The organism is Pseudomonas sp. H1_F01, assembly GCF_054681425.1.
This window is the reverse complement of the sequence record NZ_CP162823.1, coordinates 1,991,180-2,011,238: the sequence shown is the minus strand read 5'-3', so window position 1 is coordinate 2,011,238 and position 20,059 is coordinate 1,991,180. Positions and strand designations below refer to the sequence as shown.

18 protein-coding genes are annotated in these 20,059 nt (G+C 61.1%); 12 read left to right on the top strand and 6 right to left on the bottom strand.

Translation table 11 applies throughout. The features are described from left to right. The first annotated feature begins 8 nt into the window (after nucleotides 1–8). Nucleotides 9–1,298: a citrate synthase gene (gene gltA, locus AB4O09_RS09245; RefSeq protein ID WP_003204440.1), complete on the top strand. Its 1,290-nt coding sequence runs from the start codon at nucleotides 9–11 to the stop codon at nucleotides 1,296–1,298. A 304-nt stretch (nucleotides 1,299–1,602) separates the two neighbouring features. On the opposite strand, the gene AB4O09_RS09240 is transcribed toward gltA, so the two are convergent. From AB4O09_RS09240 to AB4O09_RS09230, 3 genes are all read right to left on the bottom strand, one after another. Next, on the bottom strand, nucleotides 1,603–3,261 hold the full coding sequence (locus tag AB4O09_RS09240; protein ID WP_003204443.1) for a cation acetate symporter: 1,659 nt from the start codon (nucleotides 3,259–3,261) through the stop codon (nucleotides 1,603–1,605). Next, nucleotides 3,258–3,569, bottom strand: coding sequence for a DUF485 domain-containing protein (locus AB4O09_RS09235; RefSeq protein WP_003204445.1), 312 nt, complete (start codon nucleotides 3,567–3,569; stop codon nucleotides 3,258–3,260). Before AB4O09_RS09235 ends, AB4O09_RS09240 begins: the two co-directional genes overlap by 4 nt. Before the next feature lie 229 nt (nucleotides 3,570–3,798). Then, nucleotides 3,799–4,653 carry a glycine betaine ABC transporter substrate-binding protein gene (locus tag AB4O09_RS09230; protein ID WP_003204447.1) on the bottom strand — a complete coding sequence of 285 codons (855 nt, stop codon included), beginning with the start codon at nucleotides 4,651–4,653 and terminating at the stop codon, nucleotides 3,799–3,801. A gap of 422 nt (nucleotides 4,654–5,075) precedes the next feature. Here AB4O09_RS09230 and AB4O09_RS09225 point away from each other — a divergent pair, with 422 nt between their 5' ends. Both AB4O09_RS09225 and AB4O09_RS09220 read left to right on the top strand, forming a co-directional pair. Beyond that, entirely contained in the window at nucleotides 5,076–6,374 is a 1,299-nt protein-coding gene (locus AB4O09_RS09225; RefSeq protein ID WP_003204449.1) for an alpha/beta fold hydrolase, read from the top strand. Continuing rightward, nucleotides 6,367–7,155, top strand: coding sequence for an MlaA family lipoprotein (locus tag AB4O09_RS09220; protein WP_003204451.1), 789 nt, complete (start codon nucleotides 6,367–6,369; stop codon nucleotides 7,153–7,155). The genes AB4O09_RS09225 and AB4O09_RS09220 overlap by 8 nt, the downstream gene beginning before the upstream one ends. A 133-nt stretch (nucleotides 7,156–7,288) precedes the next feature. Here AB4O09_RS09220 and AB4O09_RS09215 read toward each other — a convergent pair whose 3' ends face one another. Further along, the gene (locus AB4O09_RS09215) at nucleotides 7,289–8,203 is read right to left on the bottom strand and encodes a DUF808 domain-containing protein (protein ID WP_003204454.1); all 915 of its coding nucleotides are present in this window, start codon (nucleotides 8,201–8,203) and stop codon (nucleotides 7,289–7,291) included. A 130-nt stretch (nucleotides 8,204–8,333) separates the two neighbouring features. Between AB4O09_RS09215 and AB4O09_RS09210 the strand changes: the two genes are divergently transcribed. Continuing rightward, nucleotides 8,334–8,939 (top strand): TetR/AcrR family transcriptional regulator, encoded by a 606-nt coding sequence (locus tag AB4O09_RS09210; RefSeq protein ID WP_003204456.1) that lies wholly within the window; start codon nucleotides 8,334–8,336, stop codon nucleotides 8,937–8,939. A gap of 102 nt (nucleotides 8,940–9,041) precedes the next feature. Here AB4O09_RS09210 and AB4O09_RS09205 read toward each other — a convergent pair whose 3' ends face one another. Together AB4O09_RS09205 and AB4O09_RS09200 are read right to left on the bottom strand one after the other, a co-directional pair. After that, nucleotides 9,042–9,500 (bottom strand): REP-associated tyrosine transposase, encoded by a 459-nt coding sequence (locus AB4O09_RS09205; protein ID WP_003204457.1) that lies wholly within the window; start codon nucleotides 9,498–9,500, stop codon nucleotides 9,042–9,044. Nucleotides 9,501–9,712: 212 nt separating this feature from the next. Beyond that, complete coding sequence (locus tag AB4O09_RS09200; RefSeq protein ID WP_043042415.1) at nucleotides 9,713–10,153, bottom strand: GlcG/HbpS family heme-binding protein; 441 nt, start codon at nucleotides 10,151–10,153, stop codon at nucleotides 9,713–9,715. Between the two features lie 268 nt (nucleotides 10,154–10,421). Here AB4O09_RS09200 and gcl point away from each other — a divergent pair, with 268 nt between their 5' ends. From gcl to AB4O09_RS09160, 8 genes are all read left to right on the top strand, one after another. Continuing rightward, nucleotides 10,422–12,197 carry a glyoxylate carboligase gene (gene gcl, locus AB4O09_RS09195; RefSeq protein WP_003204462.1) on the top strand — a complete coding sequence of 592 codons (1,776 nt, stop codon included), beginning with the start codon at nucleotides 10,422–10,424 and terminating at the stop codon, nucleotides 12,195–12,197. Between the two features lie 136 nt (nucleotides 12,198–12,333). Beyond that, on the top strand, nucleotides 12,334–13,116 hold the full coding sequence (gene hyi, locus AB4O09_RS09190) for a hydroxypyruvate isomerase (protein ID WP_003204464.1): 783 nt from the start codon (nucleotides 12,334–12,336) through the stop codon (nucleotides 13,114–13,116). Between the two features lie 157 nt (nucleotides 13,117–13,273). Continuing rightward, complete coding sequence (locus tag AB4O09_RS09185; RefSeq protein WP_003204466.1) at nucleotides 13,274–14,164, top strand: 2-hydroxy-3-oxopropionate reductase; 891 nt, start codon at nucleotides 13,274–13,276, stop codon at nucleotides 14,162–14,164. An 85-nt stretch (nucleotides 14,165–14,249) separates the two neighbouring features. Continuing rightward, complete coding sequence (locus AB4O09_RS09180; protein ID WP_027911523.1) at nucleotides 14,250–15,530, top strand: glycerate kinase type-2 family protein; 1,281 nt, start codon at nucleotides 14,250–14,252, stop codon at nucleotides 15,528–15,530. Beyond that, complete coding sequence (gene pyk / locus AB4O09_RS09175) at nucleotides 15,520–16,935, top strand: pyruvate kinase (protein WP_460108120.1); 1,416 nt, start codon at nucleotides 15,520–15,522, stop codon at nucleotides 16,933–16,935. The genes AB4O09_RS09180 and pyk overlap by 11 nt, the downstream gene beginning before the upstream one ends. A gap of 123 nt (nucleotides 16,936–17,058) precedes the next feature. Then, nucleotides 17,059–17,961, top strand: a complete 903-nt coding sequence (locus AB4O09_RS09170; RefSeq protein WP_003204470.1) for an urea transporter — start codon at nucleotides 17,059–17,061, stop codon at nucleotides 17,959–17,961. A gap of 20 nt (nucleotides 17,962–17,981) precedes the next feature. Next, entirely contained in the window at nucleotides 17,982–18,806 is an 825-nt protein-coding gene (locus tag AB4O09_RS09165) for an ion transporter (protein WP_460108117.1), read from the top strand. A 95-nt stretch (nucleotides 18,807–18,901) separates the two neighbouring features. After that, on the top strand, nucleotides 18,902–19,900 hold the full coding sequence (locus AB4O09_RS09160; protein WP_003204473.1) for a sulfate ABC transporter substrate-binding protein: 999 nt from the start codon (nucleotides 18,902–18,904) through the stop codon (nucleotides 19,898–19,900). Nucleotides 19,901–20,059 lie beyond the last annotated feature (159 nt).

Genomic DNA, 20,059 nt, shown 5'->3' with positions numbered 1-20,059 from the left:
GAGGCCACATGGCTGACAAAAAAGCGCAGTTGATCATCGAGGGCGCAGCCCCCGTCGAGCTGCCCATTTTAACCGGCACCGTTGGTCCCGATGTAATCGACGTACGGGGCCTGACGGCCACGGGCCGTTTCACCTTTGACCCAGGTTTCATGTCGACCGCCTCGTGCGAATCGAAAATCACCTATATCGACGGCGACAACGGCATCCTGCTGCACCGCGGCTACCCGATCGAGCAACTGGCTGAAAAATCCGACTACCTGGAAACCTGCTACCTGCTGCTCAACGGCGAGCTGCCAACCGCAGAGCAAAAGGCCCAGTTCGTCAGCACCGTGAAGAACCACACCATGGTTCACGAGCAGTTGAAGACCTTCTTCAACGGCTTCCGTCGCGATGCCCACCCGATGGCCGTCATGTGCGGCGTTGTCGGCGCCCTCTCGGCCTTCTACCACGACTCCCTGGACATCAATAACCCCCAGCATCGCGAAATCTCCGCGATCCGCCTGGTGGCGAAGATGCCGACCCTGGCAGCCATGGTCTACAAGTACTCCATGGGCCAGCCCATGATGTACCCGCGCAACGACCTGACCTATGCAGAGAACTTCCTGCATATGATGTTCAACACCCCGTGCGAGATCAAACCGATCAGCCCGGTGCTCGCCAAGGCCATGGACCGGATCTTCATCCTCCATGCCGACCACGAGCAGAACGCCTCCACGTCCACCGTGCGCCTGGCCGGCTCCTCGGGTGCCAACCCGTTCGCCTGTATCGCCGCCGGTATCGCCGCACTCTGGGGCCCTGCCCACGGCGGTGCCAACGAAGCGGTACTGACCATGCTCGATGAAATCGGCGATGTCTCGAACATCGACAAGTTCATCGCCAAGGCCAAGGACAAGAACGATCCGTTCAAGCTGATGGGCTTCGGTCACCGGGTCTACAAGAACCGCGACCCGCGCGCCACCGTCATGAAGCAGACCTGCGACGAAGTGCTCAAGGAACTGGGGATCAAGAACGATCCGCAACTCGAACTGGCCATGCGCCTGGAAGAGATCGCCCTGACCGACCCGTACTTCATCGAGCGCTCGCTGTACCCGAACGTCGACTTCTACTCGGGGATCATCCTCAAGGCGATCGGCATTCCAACCAGCATGTTCACCGTGATCTTCGCCCTGGCGCGGACCGTCGGCTGGATCTCCCACTGGAAGGAAATGCTCTCCAGCCCGTACAAGATCGGCCGCCCGCGCCAGCTGTACACCGGCTACGAGTCGCGTGACATCACCCAGCTGGAAGACCGCAAGTAAGACCTGCCTTGCTATAGGTCCCAAGCTGCACCGAACAGCCCCTGCTTCTTATATAAGAGCAGGGGCTGTTTTGTTTGTGCCCTCTTTGTCTGATCCAGAAGCTGCGGTGACAGGCCCGGCGCATCGCGAGCAAGCTCGCTCCCACACTGGATCTATGTACGCTCCCACAGGGGGAGATCGCTCCGGGCGGCGTTCCGACAATGGCGGCAGATCTGCACCCCCTCATAAACCCGGCACAAAAAAATACCCCAGCCTCTCGACAGGGGTATTTCTTCAAACACAACGCTTGCAGCTTACTGGCGCATCAGTGGTTAACCGCCCCACTCGCCCCCAGGCCAGTCTGCGAACGCACGAACTGCGGGAAGAACAGCGCCCGCTCGTTTGCACCTTCAGCCGACTTGTCGGTAATGGAGAAGAACCAGATGCCGACGAAGGCAATGGCCATCGAGAACAGCGCAGGGTATTCATACGGGAAGATCGCCTTCTCGTGACCCATGATCTGCACCCAGATGGTCGGGCCGAGGATCATAAGGCCCACGGCACTGACCAGGCCCAGCCAGCCGCCAATCATGGCGCCACGGGTGGTCAGCTTCTTCCAGTACATCGAAAGCAGCAGTACCGGGAAGTTGCAGCTCGCCGCGATGGAGAACGCCAGGCCCACCATGAACGCGATGTTCTGCTTCTCGAACAGGATGCCCAGGCCGATCGCCAGCACCGCCAGGGCGATGGTGGTGATTTTCGAGACGCGAATCTCGTCCTTCTCGTTTGCCTTGCCTTTCTTGATCACGCTGGCATACAGGTCATGGGACACCGCCGAGGCACCGGCCAGGGTCAGGCCCGCGACGACCGCCAGGATGGTGGCAAAGGCTACCGCCGAGATGAAGCCCAGGAAGATACTGCCGCCCACAGCGTTGGCCAGGTGCACCGCCGCCATGTTGTTACCACCGAGCAAGGCACCTGCCGCGTCCTTGAAGACCGGGTTGGTGCTGACCAGCAGGATCGCGCCGAAGCCGATGATGAAGGTCAGGATGTAGAAGTAACCGATGAAGCCGGTGGCATACAGCACGCTCTTGCGCGCTTCCTTGGCGTCGCTCACGGTGAAGAAGCGCATCAGGATATGCGGCAGGCCAGCGGTACCGAACATCAGCGCCAGACCCAGGGAGAAGGCCGAGACCGGATCCTTCACCAGGCCGCCAGGGCTCATGATCGCCTCACCTTTAGGGTGAACCTTGACCGCTTCGGCAAACAGCATGTTGAAGTCGAAGTTGACGTGCTTCATGACCATCAGGGCCATGAACGAAGCACCCGACAGCAACAGCACCGCCTTGATGATCTGTACCCAGGTGGTGGCCAGCATGCCGCCGAACAACACGTAGAGGCACATCAGGATGCCCACCAGGATCACCGCAACGTGGTAGTCCAGGCCGAACAGCAGCTGGATCAGCTTGCCGGCACCGACCATTTGCGCGATCAGGTAGAACGCCACCACGACCAGCGAGCCACAGGCGGACAGACTGCGGATCTGGGTTTGCCCAAGGCGATAGGACGCCACGTCGGCAAAGGTGTACTTACCCAGGTTACGCAAGCGCTCAGCGATCAGGAACAGGATGATCGGCCAGCCCACCAGGAAGCCGATCGAGTAGATCAGACCGTCGTAGCCGGAGGCGAACACCAGTGCGGAGATCCCCAGGAAGGACGCCGCCGACATGTAGTCACCGGCAATGGCCAGGCCATTCTGGAAACCGGTGATCTTGCCGCCGGCCGCATAGTAGTCGGCCGCCGAGTTGTTTTTCTTGGACGCCCAGTAGGTGATATATAAAGTCGCGCCGACGAAGGCCACGAACATCAGGATAGCCGCGACGTTGAGGGGTTGTTTCTGCACGGCACCGGTCAGGGCTTCAGCCGCCCAGACGCCCGGGGCGAACGCTGCGATGCTCAATAGAGCCAGTAGACGCCGGATCATTGCTGAGCCTCCTTGAGAATCGCATTGTTCAGGTCGTCGAACTCGCCATTGGCGCGTCGTACGTAGATAGCGGTCAGGACGAAGGCCGAGACAATCAGGCCGACACCGATGGGAATGCCCCAGGTGATGGTGGACTCAGGCGTGATCTTGGCCCCGAGAATGTGTGGCCCGTAGGCGATCAGAAGAATGAAGCCGGAATACAGCCCAAGCATGATCGCCGAGAGAATCCAGGCGAACTTTTCCCGTTTTCTCACCAGCTCCTTGAAGCGCGGGCTGTTTTGAATCGAGAGGTAAATGCTGTCGTTCATTGTTTTTATCCTCGCAGCACAGATTTAATTGGAACAGCCCTACTCTATGCGGCTCAAGGCCAGGTTCCAGACGACCTTAGTATTAGAACGACATGACGGTTCTGCCAGTTTTCCGCAAAAAAACCCAAGCCCCTCCCACAGGGGTTTGCGTTGCGCTCAGAATTGCGGGCACAAAAAAACCGCATGACACACGGCCATGCGGTTTTTCGGAACAGCTAAACCAGGCCGATTACTTGCCGGTCCACTCCTTCACGCGGTCCGGGTGCTTGGCAACCCAGTCCTTGGCGGCGGCTTCAGGCTTGGCACCTTCCTGGATCGCCAGCATGACTTCGCCAATCTCGTCTTTCGAAGACCATTGGAATTTCTTCAGGAACGCGACCACTTCCGGTGCCTTGGCCTCCAGTTCCTTGCTGCCGATGCTGTTCACGGTTTCAGCCGCGCCGTAGACACCTTTCGGGTCTTCCAGGAAGCGCAGTTTCCACTTGGCGAACATCCAGTGCGGCACCCAACCGGTGACGGCGATGGATTCGTTTTTCTTCTCGGCACGGGTCAGCTCGGCAATCATGCCGGCGCCGGAACTGGCCTTGAGTTGATAACCGGTCAGGTCGTAATCCTTGATCGCCTGCTCGGTCTTGAGCATTACACCTGAACCGGCGTCGATGCCGACGATGCGCTTCTTGAAGGAGTCGTCGGTTTTCAGATCCTCGAGCGACTTGGCCTTGACGTACTCCGGCACGATCAGGCCGATTTTGGCGTCCTTGAAGTTGGGGCCGTAGTCGACCACCTGGTCCTTGTTCTTCGTCCAATAGTCGCCGTGAGTCACCGGCAGCCAGGCCGAGAGCATCGCGTCGAGCTTACCGGTGGCCACGCCTTGCCACATGATCCCGGTCGCGACCGCTTGCAGCTTCACGTCATAACCGAGTTTCTGCTTGATCACTTCGGCGGCCACGTGGGTGGTCGCGACGCTGTCGGACCAGCCGTCAACGTAACCGATGCTCAGGGTTTTGGTTTCGGCGCTGGCCAAGGTGGAACTGATGGCCAGTACCAGTGCGGCACCTGCGCCCAAGAGTCGTCGCATCTTCATCGTTACTTCCCCGAAAGTGCTGCGCCCGACGGATGCCGGGCGGCGTCAACGTATAGTTATGATGCTCAGCGCCCCCATCACGCTCGCCCTCAAACCGGTCTGAACGCCAGTGGAGTACTGACTCGTTGATCATCAACCTGCTCCGATCCGGAACCTGCTCTGTCTGCGACGTCGAGGCAACGAGAAACGACATCAGAACGCCAGCTCTCAGTTCCAGGCATTTGTACCAGCGCCACACGTGAGATTTGCGGTCAAATCCGGCAAACGCCAGATAACTAGCCGCCAGCACGCACGACCGTGTATCTTCCCGCTACTATCGCGCCCCGTCCGTGCCTGTTTTGTGCCCATCATGGCACTTGGCTCCGCTTCGGTGGTCATAGCCTGCGAACCTCATTCGGCACCTTCCTCTAAGGGATCCAGTCATGCTCCGTTCCTTGCGCTTCGCTGCCCTTCTCGGCGGCCTTATCCTGAGTGCGTCCGCGCTGGCGGCAGATATTGACGCCGCCAGCTATGGCTACCCCTTGACCAACCCGTTCGAGGCGACCATCGCCACCACGCCACCGGACCTGCGTCCGGAGTTGCCGCTGATCGAAGACATCAACCAGGCAGACCACAGCCTGACCCTGCGCCCGGAACGCGAGTTCATCCTGCCGGACAACTTCTGGCCGGTGAAAAGCCTCACATACCGCATGGCCACCCAGGACAAACCCGCACCGCTGATTTTCCTGATCGCCGGCACCGGTGCGCGCTTTGACAGTAGCATTAATGAATACCTCAAGCGCCTCTACTACAAGGCCGGCTACCACGTGGTGCAGTTGTCCTCGCCCACCAGCTTCGACTTCATGAGCGCCGCTTCGCGCTTCGCCACGCCAGGCATTTCCAAGGAAGACGCCGAAGACATGTACCGGGTGATGCAAGCCGTGCGCGCGCAGAACCCCAAGCTGCCCGTGACCGAGTACTACCTGACCGGCTACAGCCTCGGCGCCCTGGATGCGGCCTTCGTCGCACACCTGGACGAAACCCGGCGCAGCTTCAATTTCAAGAAAGTGCTGCTGCTGAACCCGCCGGTGAACCTCTACACCTCGATCACCAACCTGGACAAACTGGTCCAGACCGAGGTCAAGGGTATCAACAACACCACCACCTTCTATGAACTGGTGCTGAACAAGCTGACGCGCTACTTCCAGCAAAAAGGCTACATCGACCTCAACGATGCCCTGCTCTACGACTTCCAGCAGTCCAAGCAACACCTGAGCAACGAGCAGATGGCCATGTTGATCGGCACCTCGTTCCGTTTCTCGGCCGCCGACATCGCGTTCACCTCGGACCTGATCAACCGCCGCGGGCTGATCATCCCGCCCAAGTTCCCGATTACCGAAAGCACCAGCCTGACGCCGTTCCTCAAGCGTGCGCTGCAATGCGATTTCGACTGTTACCTCACCGAGCAGGTGATCCCGATGTGGCGCGCGCGCACTGACGGCGGCAGCCTGTTGCAACTGGTCGATCAGGTCAGCCTGTACGCGCTGAAGGATTACCTGCATGACAGCCCGAAGATTGCCGTCATGCACAATGCCGACGACGTCATCCTCGGCCCGGGCGACCTGGGCTTCCTGCGCAAGACCTTTGGCGATCGCCTCACGGTTTATCCACTGGGCGGCCACTGCGGCAACCTTAACTACCGCGTCAACAGCGACGCCATGCTGGAGTTCTTCCGTGGCTAAATATCTGCTGCTTATCGCTGCGTTAATGAGTGCGGGCATGGTCCACGCCGACAACAGCAAGGCCAATGCGCCTGTGGTGGTGGATTCGGACGGCTTCAAGGAGCCGCTGAGCAAGCTCAAGTTCAACCCTGGCCTGGACCAACGCGAATTCGAGCGCTCGACCCTCAACGCCCTGAACGTCTATGACCCGCTGGAGTCCTGGAACCGCCGCGTCTACCACTTCAACTACCGCTTCGACCAATGGGTATTCCTGCCCGTGGTCGATGGCTACCGCTACGTCACGCCAAGCTTCGTGCGCACCGGGGTCAGCAACTTCTTCAATAACCTGGGGGATGTGCCAAACCTGATGAACAGCCTGCTGCAATTCAAGGGCAAGCGTTCGATGGAAACCACGGCGCGTCTGCTGCTCAACACCACCGTCGGCATCGCCGGCCTGTGGGACCCAGCCACCGCCATGGGCCTGCCGCGCCAGAGCGAAGACTTCGGCCAGACCCTGGGCTTCTACGGCGTACCGGGCGGCGCCTACTTCGTGTTGCCGATCTTCGGCCCGTCGAACCTGCGCGACACCTCAGGCCTGCTGGTGGACTACACAGCCGAATCGGCGATCAACTACCTGAACGTCTCCGAAGTCAGTTCCAACCACCCGGAGCTGCTGCTTCTGCGCGGCGTCGACAAGCGCTACCAGACCGGTTTCCGCTATGGGCAACTGAACTCGCCATTCGAGTATGAGAAGGTGCGCTACGTGTACACCGAGTCGCGCAAGTTGCAGATTGCCGAATAACTTTCGGCCACCCCAAAACCCACTGTGGGAGCGAGCGTGCTCGCGATAGCAGTCTGTCAGGCAACATTAATGTTGGATGTCAGGCCCTCATCGCGAGCAAGCTCGCTCCCACAGGGGTTATGTGTTGTCACTTTTAGCCTTTCAGCGCTTTCCAGATCTTGCCCACCGCCAGCACACCGACCAACACCACCGCCCCCGCGACAATCCCCGCCACCGCATTGAGCAACGTCGGCACGATAAACCCGGCACCACCGGCGCTGGCCGTCACGCTTTCGATCCAGTGATGCACCACCGGCACGCCATGGGTCAGGATGCCACCACCCACCAGGAACATCGCCGCCGTGCCGATCACCGACAGGCTTTTCATCATGTAGGGTGCCGCACTCAGGATGGCGCCGCCGATGCTTTTGGCGGCCTGCCCTGGCTTCTGGGTCAACCAGAGTCCCAGGTCATCGAGCTTGACGATCCCGGCCACCAGGCCATAGACCCCAATGGTCATGACGATGGCGATGCCCGACAGGACGATCACCTGCTGGGTCAGTGCGGCGTCGGCAACGGTGCCGAGGGTGATGGCGATGATTTCCGCTGACAGGATGAAGTCGGTGCGTACCGCGCCCTTGATCTTGTCCTTTTCAAACGCCACCAGATCGACCGCCGGATCCGACACGGCCTCGACCAGTTGCGCATGTTCGGCCTGGTCTTCAGCCTTGCTGTGAAGGAACTTGTGGGCCAGTTTTTCGAACCCTTCGAAACACAGATAAGCGCCGCCCACCATCAACAACGGCGTCACCAGCCACGGGACGAAGGCGCTGATCGCCAGCGCCGATGGCACCAGGATCAACTTGTTGATGAACGAACCCTTGGCCACCGCCCACACCACCGGCAGCTCCCGCTCGGCCCGTACACCAGAGACTTGCTGGGCGTTGAGCGCCAAGTCATCGCCGAGCACGCCAGCGGTCTTCTTGGCGGCCATCTTGGTCATCAGCGCAACATCGTCGAGCACGGTGGCGATATCGTCGATCAGTACCAGCAAACTGCTTCCAGCCATGGAGGGGCTCCTTGAATAATAATGCCGCGCAGCATACCGCGAGCCGCGGCGCCTTGGGCATTCTTGAGCGCCGCGCGAGGCCGGTGCTACCATGCGCCACCGCCAGAACAGGCAAGGAACCCCTGGGTTTATGAGCACTATCCGCGAGCGCAACAAAGAATTGATCCTGCGTGCCGCCAGCGAAGAGTTTGCCGACAAGGGCTTCGCCGCGACCAAGACCAGCGACATCGCGGCCAAGGCAGGCCTGCCCAAACCCAACGTCTACTACTACTTCAAATCCAAGGAAAACCTCTACCGCGAGGTCCTGGAAAGCATCATCGAGCCGATTCTCCAGGCTTCGACACCGTTCAATGCCGACGGTGTGCCCGGCGAGGTACTGAGCCACTACATCCGCTCCAAGATCCGCATTTCCCGAGACCTGCCCTTCGCCTCGAAAGTCTTCGCCAGCGAAATCATGCACGGCGCCCCCCACCTGAGCCCCGACCTGGTGGACCAACTCAACGCCCAGGCCCGGCACAACATCGCCTGCATCCAGACCTGGATCGACCGCGGCCAGATCGCCCCCATCGACCCCAACCACCTGATGTTCAGCATCTGGGCCGCCACCCAGACCTATGCCGATTTCGACTGGCAGATCAGCGCCGTGACCGGCAAGGCCAAGCTCGATGAGGCGGATTACGAAGCGGCGGCGCAGACGATTATTCGGTTGGTGTTGAAGGGGTGTGAGCCAGACTGAAGACTGAGTAGCCCTCATCGCGAGCAAGCTCGCTCCCACAGGGTTTTGCGGCGCCCTTGTGGGAGCGAGCTTGCTCGCGATTGAAGACAACTCGATTTCAAGTCAAAGCCAAATGGCATCCCACAGCGGATAGTCGCCAAGTCGCTCTACCAGGCCTGCCCGCAGTGGATTTGCCACAACATAGCGAGCCAGCTTTACCAAATCCTCTTCCCGCCGCAGAGCTCGATCGTGGTATCCCGGTTGCCAAAGGCTGCCTCTGTGCCCTGTGGACATGTTTACCGCCCGAGCACTCAAGGACTTGGTTTTTTGCATCAGCTCATTCAGCGAGCCTTGCTGCAATTCAATCAACCAATGGAAATGGTCAGGCATGATCACCCAAGCCAATGACTTCGCCCTTCTCTCAACCTGGGCACACCTAAATTGCTCAACGACCAATCGACCTAAAGCGAAATCCTGGAAAATCGGCTTTCGCTCAGCCGTGTTAGTGGTCAATAGATAGATTCGATTCAACTCACCGTAACGGCCGGTGCGCAAACGACGTGAAGCAGGTAGATCAGGCATTCCTTCGCCTCTCCAATGATCAGGTCATCAAAGGCTAGGCCTGTAGATTTTTGAATGCCGGACAGACTCTTGGCTGGATGTGTCTGGTAGATCGTCATCGCGAGCAAGCTCGCTCCCACACTAGGCTTGCGGTGTTCAGACATCATGTGTCGAACATCAAGCCCTGTGGGAGCGAGCTTGCTCGCGATGAGGCCCGTCAATTCACCGCAAAATCAAACAGTAATCCCCACATCGGCCCTCAACTGCACCGACTCCACCGCCCTGACCGCCACCTGCTCATCCACATCCGAAACATCACCACTGACACCAATCGCCCCCAGCACCTTCCCATCCTGATCCCTGATCAATACCCCACCCGGGGCCGGTACGACATTGCCCTGTCCCAGCCCGTTCAATGCCGCGAAAAACGCCGGGCGTTGCTGGGCGTCCTGGGCGAGCAGGCGTGAGCCTTTGCCCAGGGCGATGGCGCCCCAGGCCTTGCCGATGGCGATCTGCGGGCGAAGCAGGCTGGCGCCGTCTTCGCGCTGCAAGGCAACCAGGTGCCCGCCGCTGTCCAGGACCGCGACGGTCAGGGGCGCAGCGCTGATTTCACGACCGGCGGCAAGGGCTTGCCCGGCGAGGTTGACGGCGATTTTCAAGGTTAGAACGCTCATGGGTGCTGTCCTTCTTTTGTTATGGGAGAGCCTTGCGGGCTTCACTTTCAGAAAAACCGAACACAACAAATAGAACACAACAAAACATATTTTTGTATACAATAATTTTCACAAAGCACCTTGATCGATGAAAGGCCGCAGCAAAACCTGGCCTTCCGACGAATGAAACAGATGCTTGAGGAAATGGATTGACCTGCGCCGTTTGCCGTGAATACACTCTGCGCAAAGCCACTTGTATACAATTACAAAACGTAAGAGGCACAAAACAATGAGCAAAATGAGAGCAATCGAAGCCGCAGTCCTGGTAATGCGCCGTGAAGGCGTGGACACCGCCTTCGGTATTCCGGGTGCCGCGATCAACCCGCTGTACTCCGCCCTGCAGAAGGTGGGTGGCATCGATCACGTCCTTGCTCGCCACGTTGAAGGCGCCTCGCACATGGCCGAGGGCTACACCCGCACCAAGGCCGGCAATATCGGTGTGTGCATCGGCACCTCGGGCCCGGCCGGCACCGACATGGTGACCGGGCTCTACAGCGCCTCGGCCGATTCGATCCCGATCCTGTGCATCACCGGGCAAGCGCCCCGCGCCCGTATGCACAAGGAAGACTTCCAGGCAGTGGATATCACCAGCATCGTCAAACCCGTGACCAAGTGGGCAACCACCGTGCTGGAGCCGGGCCAGGTGCCGTATGCCTTCCAGAAGGCGTTCTTTGAGATGCGCTCCGGCCGTCCGGGCCCGGTGCTGATCGACCTGCCGTTCGACGTGCAGATGGCCGAGATCGAATTCGACATCGACGCCTACCAGCCACTGCCCCTGGCCAAACCCGCGGCCAACCGCGTGCAGATCGAGAAAGCCCTGGCGATGCTCAATCAGGCTGAACGTCCATTGCTGGTGGCTGGCGGCGGCATCATCAACGCCGACGCCAGCGAACTGCTGGTGGAGTTCGCCGAGCTGACCGGCATTCCCGTCATCCCGACCTTGATGGGCTGGGGCACCATCCCCGACGATCATCCGCTGATGGTCGGCATGGTCGGCCTGCAAACCTCCCATCGCTATGGCAACGCAACCTTGCTCAAGTCGGACGTGGTGCTGGGCGTCGGCAACCGCTGGGCCAACCGCCATACCGGTTCGGTGGATGTCTATACCGAAGGCCGCACGTTCATTCACGTGGACATCGAGCCGACCCAGATCGGCCGCGTGTTCACTCCCGACCTGGGCATCGTTTCCGACGCCGCCTCGGCCCTGACGGTGTTCATCGAAGTGGCTCGTGAATGGCAAGCCGCCGGCAAGCTGAAAAACCGCGACGCCTGGTTGCAAGACTGCCAGCAGCGCAAGGCCAGCCTGCAACGCAAGACGCACTTCGACAACGTGCCGGTCAAGCCACAGCGGGTGTACGAAGAAATGAACCAGGTGTTCGGCAAGGACACCTGCTACGTCAGCACCATTGGCCTGTCGCAGATCGCCGGGGCGCAGTTCCTCCACGTCTACAAGCCACGCCACTGGATCAACTGCGGCCAGGCAGGTCCTTTGGGCTGGACCATTCCGGCCGCGCTGGGGGTGGTCAAGGCCGACCCGAGCCGCAAGGTCGTGGCGCTGTCGGGTGACTATGACTTCCAGTTCATGATCGAAGAGCTGGCGGTGGGTGCGCAGTTCAAGCTGCCCTACATCCACGTCGTGGTGAACAACTCCTACCTGGGTTTGATTCGCCAGGCCCAGCGCGGGTTCGACATGGACTACTGCGTGCAGCTGTCCTTCGACAACCTCAACGCACCGGAGCTCAACGGCTATGGCGTGGACCACATTGCCGTGGCCGAAGGCCTGGGGTGCAAGGCGTTGCGAGTGTTCGAGCCGTCCGGTATCCAGCCGGCCCTGCGCCAGGCCCAGGCGATGATCGAGGAGTTCAAGGTGCCGGTGATCGTCGAGATCATCCTGGAACGGGTGACCAACATTTCCATGGGCACCGAGATCAACGCCGTCAATGAGTTTGAAGATCTGGCGCTTGTGGGCAACGATGCCCCGACTGCCATTTCGCTACTCGACTGACCGAACGGCGTCCCTGTGGGAGCGAGCTTGCTCGCGATGACGGCGCTACATTCAACATGGATGCAAGCAGACACACCGCTATCGCGAGCAAGCTCGCTCCCACAGGGGGCCTGCCAACTATCTACAGGAGACCACCATGCCGCGTTTCGCCGCCAACCTGTCCATGCTGTTCACCGAGCAGGATTTCCTCGCCCGTTTCGAAGCCGCCGCCAAGGCTGGGTTCAGTGGCGTCGAATACCTGTTCCCCTATGACTACAGCTCCGCCGAACTCAAGGCCTTGCTCGACGCCAATGGCCTGACCCAGGTGCTGTTCAACCTGCCGGCCGGTGACTGGGCCAAGGGCGAGCGCGGCATTGCCTGCCTGCCGGACCGGGTCGAGGAATTCCGCGCCGGTGTCGACCTGGCCATCGCCTACGCCCAGGTGCTGGGCAACACCCAGGTCAACTGCCTCTCGGGGATTCGTCCGCAGAACTGCTCTGAAACCCTGGTGGAGAAAACCTTCGTCGCCAACCTGAAATACGCCGCCGAGAAGCTACAGGCCAAAGGCATCAAGCTGGTAATGGAAGCCATCAACACCCGCGACATTCCAGGCTTCTACCTGAACAACACCGCCCAGGCCCTGTCGATCCGCGAGCAGGTGGGCAGCGCCAACCTGTTCCTGCAATACGACATCTACCACATGCAGATCATGGAAGGTGACCTGGCCCGGACCCTGTCAGCGCACCTGGGCGAGATCAACCACGTGCAACTGGCGGACAACCCGGGCCGCAATGAGCCGGGCACGGGCGAGATCAACTATCGCTTCCTGTTCGAACACCTGGACCGCATCGGCTACACGGGTTGGGTCGGCTGCGAATACAAGCCGCTGACCACCACCGAAGCGGGCCTGGGCTGGCTGAAAACCCATAACGCGATCTGACCCAACTCCTCCCCTTGTGGGAGCGAGCTTGCTCGCGATGACGTCGGTACAGCCAACATCACCGGCACTGACCACCGCTATCGCGAGCAAGCTCGCTCCCACAGGAAAGCATTCCCCCATTTGCCTGAAGCAGCGATAACAACAAGAGGATTTCCCCATGGCTAAAATCGGATTCATCGGCACCGGCATCATGGGCCACCCCATGGCATTGAACCTGCAAAAGGCCGGTCACAGCCTGCTCCTGTCCCAGCACCACGACCCGGCCCCGGCCGATCTGCTGGCCGGTGGCGCAGTGGCATTGGCCAACCCAAAGGAAGTGGCCCAGGAAGCCGAGTTCATCATCGTCATGGTCCCGGACACCCCGCAGGTCGAAGACGTGCTGTTCCGCGCCGACGGCGTGGCGGCGGGCGTGGGCGCGGGCAAGGTGGTGATCGACATGAGTTCGATCTCCCCCACCGCCACCAAGGCCTTCGCGGCGAAGATCAATGAAAAAGGCGCGCAGTACCTTGATGCCCCGGTGTCCGGCGGTGAAGTCGGCGCCAAGGCCGCGACCCTGAGCATCATGGTCGGTGGCGACAGCGCCGCCTTCGAGCGCGCCCTGCCGCTGTTCCAGGCCATGGGCAAGAACATCACCCTGGTGGGCGGCAACGGCGATGGCCAGACCGCCAAAGTCGCGAACCAGATCATCGTTGCCCTGAACATCCAGGCCGTGGCCGAGGCTTTGTTGTTCGCTTCGAAAAACGGTGCCGACCCGGCCAAGGTCCGTGAAGCGCTGATGGGCGGTTTCGCTTCGTCGAAGATCCTCGAAGTGCACGGCGAACGCATGATCAAGGGCACCTTCGATCCAGGCTTCCGCATCAGCCTGCACCAGAAGGACCTGAACCTGGCCCTGCAAGGCGCCAGGGAACTGAACATCAACCTGCCCAACACCGCCAACGCCCAACAAGTGTTCAGCACCTGCGCGGCCATTGGTGGCAGCAACTGGGATCACTCCGCGTTGATCAAGGGGTTGGAGCATATGGCCAATTTCTCCATCCGCGACAAATAAGCCCTGCACTCCCCCCTGTGGAAGCGAGCTTGCTCGCTCCCACAGGGTCCGCATCAACACTAATAATAAAAACCGGGAGCCCGCCATGTCGGTCGATCCGCAACAACTGCTGCGCGAGCTGTTTGCCACAGCCATCGACGCGGCCCATCCGCAACACGTCCTTGAACGCTACCTGCCCAGCGGCCGCAGCGGTCGGGTGATCGTCATCGGTGCCGGCAAGGCCGCGGCAGCCATGGCGCAAGTGGTCGAGCGCTGCTGGCAGGGCGAAGTGTCTGGCCTGGTGGTGACCCGCTACGGCCATGGCGCGCCCTGCCAGAAAATCGAAATAGTGGAAGCCGCCCACCCGGTGCCTGACGCCGCCGGCTTGGCCGTGGCCCGGCGGGTGCTGGAAATGGTCAGCAACCTCAGCGAAGACGACCGGGTGATCTTCCTGCTGTCCGGCGGCGGTTCTGCCCTGTTGGCCTTGCCCGCCGAAGGCATCACCCTGGCCGACAAGCAATCGATCAACAAAGCCTTGCTCAAGTCCGGCGCGACCATCGGCGAAATGAATTGCGTGCGCAAGCACCTCTCGGCGATCAAGGGCGGGCGCCTGGGCAAGGCCTGCTGGCCGGCGACGGTGTACACCTACGCGATTTCCGATGTGCCCGGGGATCTTGCCACGGTCATTGCCTCCGGCCCTACCGTGGCCGACCCCAGCACGTCGGCCGAAGCCCTGGCGATTCTGCAGCGCTACCGGATCGAGGTGCCGGCCTCGGTGCGCAACTGGTTGCAAAGTCCAGCATCGGAAACCGTCAAGCCCGGCGACCCGAGCCTGGCCCGCAACCACTTCCAATTGATCGCCCGCCCCCAGCAGTCATTGGAGGCCGCGGCAGTGAAGGCGCGCCAGGCCGGTTTCAGCCCGTTGATCCTCGGTGACCTGGAAGGCGAATCCCGGGAGGTGGCGAAAGTCCACGCCGGCATCGCCCGGCAAATCGCCCTGCACGGCCAGCCACTGGCGGCGCCGTGCGTGATCCTCTCCGGCGGCGAAACCACCGTCACCGTGCGCGGCGACGGTCGTGGCGGGCGCAATGCCGAATTCCTGCTGAGCCTGACTGACAGCCTCAAGGGTCATCCCGGCATCTACGCGCTGGCCGGCGACACCGACGGCATCGACGGTTCCGAAGACAACGCCGGTGCCCTCATGACCCCGGACAGTTATCGCCGCGCCGCCGAGCTGGGCCTGTGCGCCAGCGACGAGTTGGACAACAACAATGGCTACGGCTACTTCGCCGCCCTGGATGCGCTGATCGTCACCGAACCGACCCGCACCAACGTCAACGACTTTCGCGCCATCCTGATCCTCGAGAACCCCAAACATGACGCCTGATAAAAAGGTCAAGATCCTCGCGACTCTCGGCCCCGCCACCCGCGGCATCGATGACATCCGCGCGCTGGTACAGGCCGGCGTGAACATCTTCCGCCTGAACTTCAGCCACGGCGAGCATGCCGATCACGACCAGCGCTACCAGTGGATTCGCGAGGTCGAGCAGCAGCTCAATTACCCGCTGGGCATCCTGATGGACCTGCAAGGCCCGAAGCTGCGGGTCGGCCGGTTCGCCGACGGCAAGGTCCTGCTGCAACGCGGCCAGGCCCTGCGTCTGGATCTGGACCCGACGCCCGGCGATCAACGCCGGGTCAACCTGCCTCACCCGGAGATCATCGCGGCCCTGGAGCCCGGCATGGACCTGCTGCTGGACGACGGCAAATTGCGCCTGCGCGTGACCGCCAGGCACAGCGACGCCATCGACACCGAGGTGCTCAACGGCGGTGAGCTGTCGGACCGCAAAGGCGTGAACGTCCCCCAGGCCGTGCTCGACCTGAGTCCTTTGACCGCCAAGGACCGGCGCGACTTGAGTTTCGGCCTGGAGCTGGGCGTGAACTGGGTGGCATTGTCGTTCGTCCAGCGACCCGAGGACATCCGCGAGGCCCGGGCGCTGATCGGCGACAAGGCGTTCCTGATGGCGAAAATCGAGAAACCATCGGCGGTGACCCAACTACGGGAAATCGCCGAATTGAGCGACGCGATCATGGTTGCTCGCGGGGACCTGGGTGTCGAAGTCCCGGCCGAGAGCGTGCCGCAGATCCAGAAGAACATCATCGGCACCTGCCGCGCCCTCGGCAAACCGGTGGTGGTGGCGACCCAGATGCTCGAATCGATGCGTTTCTCCCCGGCACCCACCCGCGCCGAAGTCACCGACGTGGCCAACGCCGTGGCCGAAGGGGCCGACGCGGTGATGCTGTCGGCGGAAACCGCTTCAGGGGATTACCCCCTCGAAGCCGTGCAGATGATGAGCAAGATCATCCGCCAAGTGGAAAACGGCCCCGACTACCAGGCGCAATTGGACGTCAGCCGGCCGAAAGCCGAGGCCACAGTGTCGGATGCGATCAGTTGCGCGATCCGCCGTATCAGCAATGTGCTGCCGGTGGCGGTGCTGGTGAACTACAGCGAATCGGGCAGTTCCAGCCTGCGAGCGGCGCGGGAACGGCCTACGGTGCCGATCCTCAACCTCACGCCGAACCTGCAGGCCGCTCGCCGCCTGACGGTGGCCTGGGGCGTGCACTCGGTGGTCAACGATCGGTTGAAGCAAGTGGATGAAGTCTGTTCCACGGCCCTGGAAATCGCCCAGGCCCAAGGCATGGCCCAGCGCGGCGATACCTTGCTGATTACTGCGGGCGTGCCGTTCGGGCAGCCGGGGTCGACCAATTCGTTGCGCATTGAGACGTTGATCTAGCGCCTGTACTGGCCCCTTCGCGAGCAAGCTCGCTCCCACACTGGATTTGCGGCGACCACAAAACCCTTGTGGGAGCGAGCCTGCTCGCGATGAGGGCAACTCGGTCCATCAGATATATCAACCATGCCCAACACCCACTGCCCCGACTGGGCCACCGCCCTGCTCAACGGCTTCAGCCAGATCTTCCTACAGCGCCATCCGTTGTGCGGCCTGCTGTGCCTGCTGGCGATTCTGCTCACTGCGCCCGCCCTGTTCGGCGGCGCGTTGCTGGGTGGGGTGGCCGGGTTGCTCACGGCCCAGCGACGCGGTTACGCCAAGGCCGACCGGCAAGCCGGGCTGTTCAGCTACAACGGCATTCTGCTGGGCTTGCTGCTGAGCCTCGCGTTGCCCTGGTCCGTCCTGTTGCCACCGTTGATCATCGCGGCAGGCGGTCTCAGCGCGATGCTGACCCAGCAATGGCTCAAGCGCACCCGTGGCCCTCGATGCCTGCCCGCCTACACCGCGCCTTTTGTAGGGTTGGCTTGGCTGCTGGTGAGTCTCACCCTGCCGCCGTCCCCAACCACCTCGATTGAAATGACAGTACCCAACCTGTTGGCCGCGCATTTGAGCGGGCTGGGCCAGGTCATGTTTCTCGGCCATCCGGCGGCGGGTGCGCTGATCGCGGCGGGTCTGCTGCTGGCCGACCGTCGTGCCGCTGCTTGGGCGTTGTTCGGTTCCGCCGCCGGCCTGGCCTTCGCCTTGTCGCAACATGAAAACGCAACCGCTCTTTGCGGCCTTGGCGGTTACAACCCGGTGTTGGTGGCGCTGGCCCTCAGCCAACAGCGCCGCCAAGCCTGGCTGCCGCTGGCGGGCATTCTCCTGGCGGTCATGCTTACCCCAGGTTTTATCGCCCTCGGCCTGCCTCCCCTGACGGCACCGTTCATCCTCACCTGCTGGTTGATCCAGGCCACCGGCCGGGCGTGGCGCCAAGCCAGCCTCGACAGCGCGCCTTGCGCTCTGCAGGGCAATCGCCCTAGGCTTCGCTGATTCCGGTTCAGGCGAAGATTATGCAAAGCAGCAACAATTGGCGTGAACGCCTCTACGTGATCATTTTCCAGGCCGACACCGTGGCCGGCCGGCGCTTCGATAGCACCTTGCTGTTGATCATCCTCGCCAGCCTGGTGATCGTGATGCTCGACAGCATCGATAGCGTGCACAAAAATTACGCGGCCCTGCTGGCCGGTATCGAGTGGGGCTTCACCTTCGTCTTCATCGTCGAGTACGGCCTGCGCCTGTACTGCTCGCCCAAGCCGCTGCGCTATGCCTTCAGTTTCTATGGCCTGGTGGATCTGCTGGCGATCGTGCCGGGGATCCTGGCTCTGTACTACAGCGATGCCCAATACCTGTTGATCATTCGGATCATCCGGATGCTGCGGATTTTCCGGGTGCTTAAGCTCAGTCCCTACCTCAGGCAAGCCAACTACCTGATGGCGGCGCTGCGGGGAAGCAAGCAGAAAATCATCGTGTTCCTGCTCAGCGTCTCGACCCTGGTGACCGTCTTCGGCACGCTGATGTACGTCATCGAAGGCCCTGGGAATGGCTTCACCAGCATCCCCAAAGGCATCTATTGGGCTATCGTGACACTCACAACCGTGGGCTTCGGCGACATCGTGCCCAAGACGCCACTGGGCCAGGTGGTGTCGTCCCTGGTGATGATCACCGGTTATTCGATCATCGCCGTGCCGACGGGCATTTTCACCGCTGAACTGGCCACCGCCATGCGCGGCGACCAGCTCCAGCATGATTGCCCGGTGTGCAGCAAAAACAACCACGAACACGGTGCTGCTTTCTGCTCCCGTTGTGGCAATGCGCTGTTTAAGAAATTGGAATAAGCAAAGCACTTTTTGATGCTTGAAGGTCTATAGGCTTGCAGCTAGTGTGCTGGCTAATTGCCCGGAACCCCCGTTCGAATAAAAAGGAATTCGCTGTGAAGAACTTCTTTGGCGCCTCACTTCTCGCCGTCGGCCTGACCTTCGGCAGCCTCGCCCACGCCGCCCCGACCCTGCTCAACGTTTCCTACGACGTGATGCGCGATTTCTACAAGGACTACAACGCAGCCTTCCAGAAGCACTGGCAGGCCGAGCACAACGAAAACATCACCGTGCAGATGTCGTTCGGCGGCTCCAGCAAGCAGGCGCGCTCGGTGATCGACGGCCTGCCGGCGGATGTCATCACCATGAACATGGCCACCGACATCAACGCCTTGGCGGACAATGGCAAACTGGTGCCCGAGAACTGGGTCACCCGCCTGCCGAACAACAGCGCGCCGTTCACCTCGGCCACGGTGTTCATCGTACGCAAAGGCAACCCGAAAGCCTTGAAAGACTGGCCCGACCTGCTCAAGGACGGTGTGCAGGTGATCGTGCCCAACCCGAAAACCTCCGGCAACGGTCGCTACACCTACCTCTCGGCTTGGGGTTATGTGCTGAAGAATGGCGGTGACGAGAACAAGGCCAAGGACTTCGTCGGCAAGCTGTTCAAGCAAGCGCCGGTACTGGACACCGGCGGTCGCGCCGCGACGACCACCTTCATGACCAACCAGATCGGCGACGTGCTGGTGACCTTTGAGAACGAAGCGGAAATGATCGCCCGCGAATTCGGTCGCGACCAGTTCGAAGTGATCTACCCGAGCGTTTCCGCCGAGGCCGAGCCGCCGGTCAGCGTGGTCGACAAGGTTGTCGAGAAAAAAGGCTCCCGCGAAGCCGCCGAGGCCTACCTCAAGTACCTGTGGTCGCCCGAAGGCCAGGAAATCGCCGCCGCCAACTACCTGCGCCCACGGGATCCGGCGGTACTGGCCAAATACACCGACCGCTTCCCGAAAGTGGACTTCCTGTCGGTGGAAAAAACCTTCGGCGACTGGCGCACGGTGCAGAAGACTCACTTCAATGACGGTGGGGTTTTCGACCAGATCTACAGCGGGCAATAAGAGAGGACAAGCTGTACGCGATCCTGTGGCGAGGGGATCTGTGGGAGCAAAGCTTGCTCGCGATGAAAACAGCGCGGGGCCTCTGGAACCGAGGTGCCTGTATCGCGGGCAAGCCTTGCTCCCACACAAGCTTGCCCCGACCACACAAGCTTTGCTCCC

Excerpts from the sequence above, each read along its gene's own strand:
- gltA (WP_003204440.1), top strand. The coding sequence starts at position 9 with ATGGCTGACAAAAAAGCGCAGTTGATCATCGAGGGCGCAGCCCCCGTC.
- AB4O09_RS09240 (WP_003204443.1), bottom strand. The coding sequence starts at position 3,261 with ATGATCCGGCGTCTACTGGCTCTATTGAGCATCGCAGCGTTCGCCCCG.
- AB4O09_RS09235 (WP_003204445.1), bottom strand. The coding sequence starts at position 3,569 with ATGAACGACAGCATTTACCTCTCGATTCAAAACAGCCCGCGCTTCAAG.
- AB4O09_RS09230 (WP_003204447.1), bottom strand. The coding sequence starts at position 4,653 with ATGAAGATGCGACGACTCTTGGGCGCAGGTGCCGCACTGGTACTGGCC.
- AB4O09_RS09225 (WP_003204449.1), top strand. The coding sequence starts at position 5,076 with ATGCTCCGTTCCTTGCGCTTCGCTGCCCTTCTCGGCGGCCTTATCCTG.
- AB4O09_RS09215 (WP_003204454.1), bottom strand. The coding sequence starts at position 8,203 with ATGGCTGGAAGCAGTTTGCTGGTACTGATCGACGATATCGCCACCGTG.
- AB4O09_RS09210 (WP_003204456.1), top strand. The coding sequence starts at position 8,334 with ATGAGCACTATCCGCGAGCGCAACAAAGAATTGATCCTGCGTGCCGCC.
- AB4O09_RS09205 (WP_003204457.1), bottom strand. The coding sequence starts at position 9,500 with ATGCCTGATCTACCTGCTTCACGTCGTTTGCGCACCGGCCGTTACGGT.
- AB4O09_RS09200 (WP_043042415.1), bottom strand. The coding sequence starts at position 10,153 with ATGAGCGTTCTAACCTTGAAAATCGCCGTCAACCTCGCCGGGCAAGCC.
- gcl (WP_003204462.1), top strand. The coding sequence starts at position 10,422 with ATGAGCAAAATGAGAGCAATCGAAGCCGCAGTCCTGGTAATGCGCCGT.
- hyi (WP_003204464.1), top strand. The coding sequence starts at position 12,334 with ATGCCGCGTTTCGCCGCCAACCTGTCCATGCTGTTCACCGAGCAGGAT.
- AB4O09_RS09185 (WP_003204466.1), top strand. The coding sequence starts at position 13,274 with ATGGCTAAAATCGGATTCATCGGCACCGGCATCATGGGCCACCCCATG.
- AB4O09_RS09180 (WP_027911523.1), top strand. The coding sequence starts at position 14,250 with ATGTCGGTCGATCCGCAACAACTGCTGCGCGAGCTGTTTGCCACAGCC.
- pyk (WP_460108120.1), top strand. The coding sequence starts at position 15,520 with ATGACGCCTGATAAAAAGGTCAAGATCCTCGCGACTCTCGGCCCCGCC.
- AB4O09_RS09170 (WP_003204470.1), top strand. The coding sequence starts at position 17,059 with ATGCCCAACACCCACTGCCCCGACTGGGCCACCGCCCTGCTCAACGGC.
- AB4O09_RS09165 (WP_460108117.1), top strand. The coding sequence starts at position 17,982 with ATGCAAAGCAGCAACAATTGGCGTGAACGCCTCTACGTGATCATTTTC.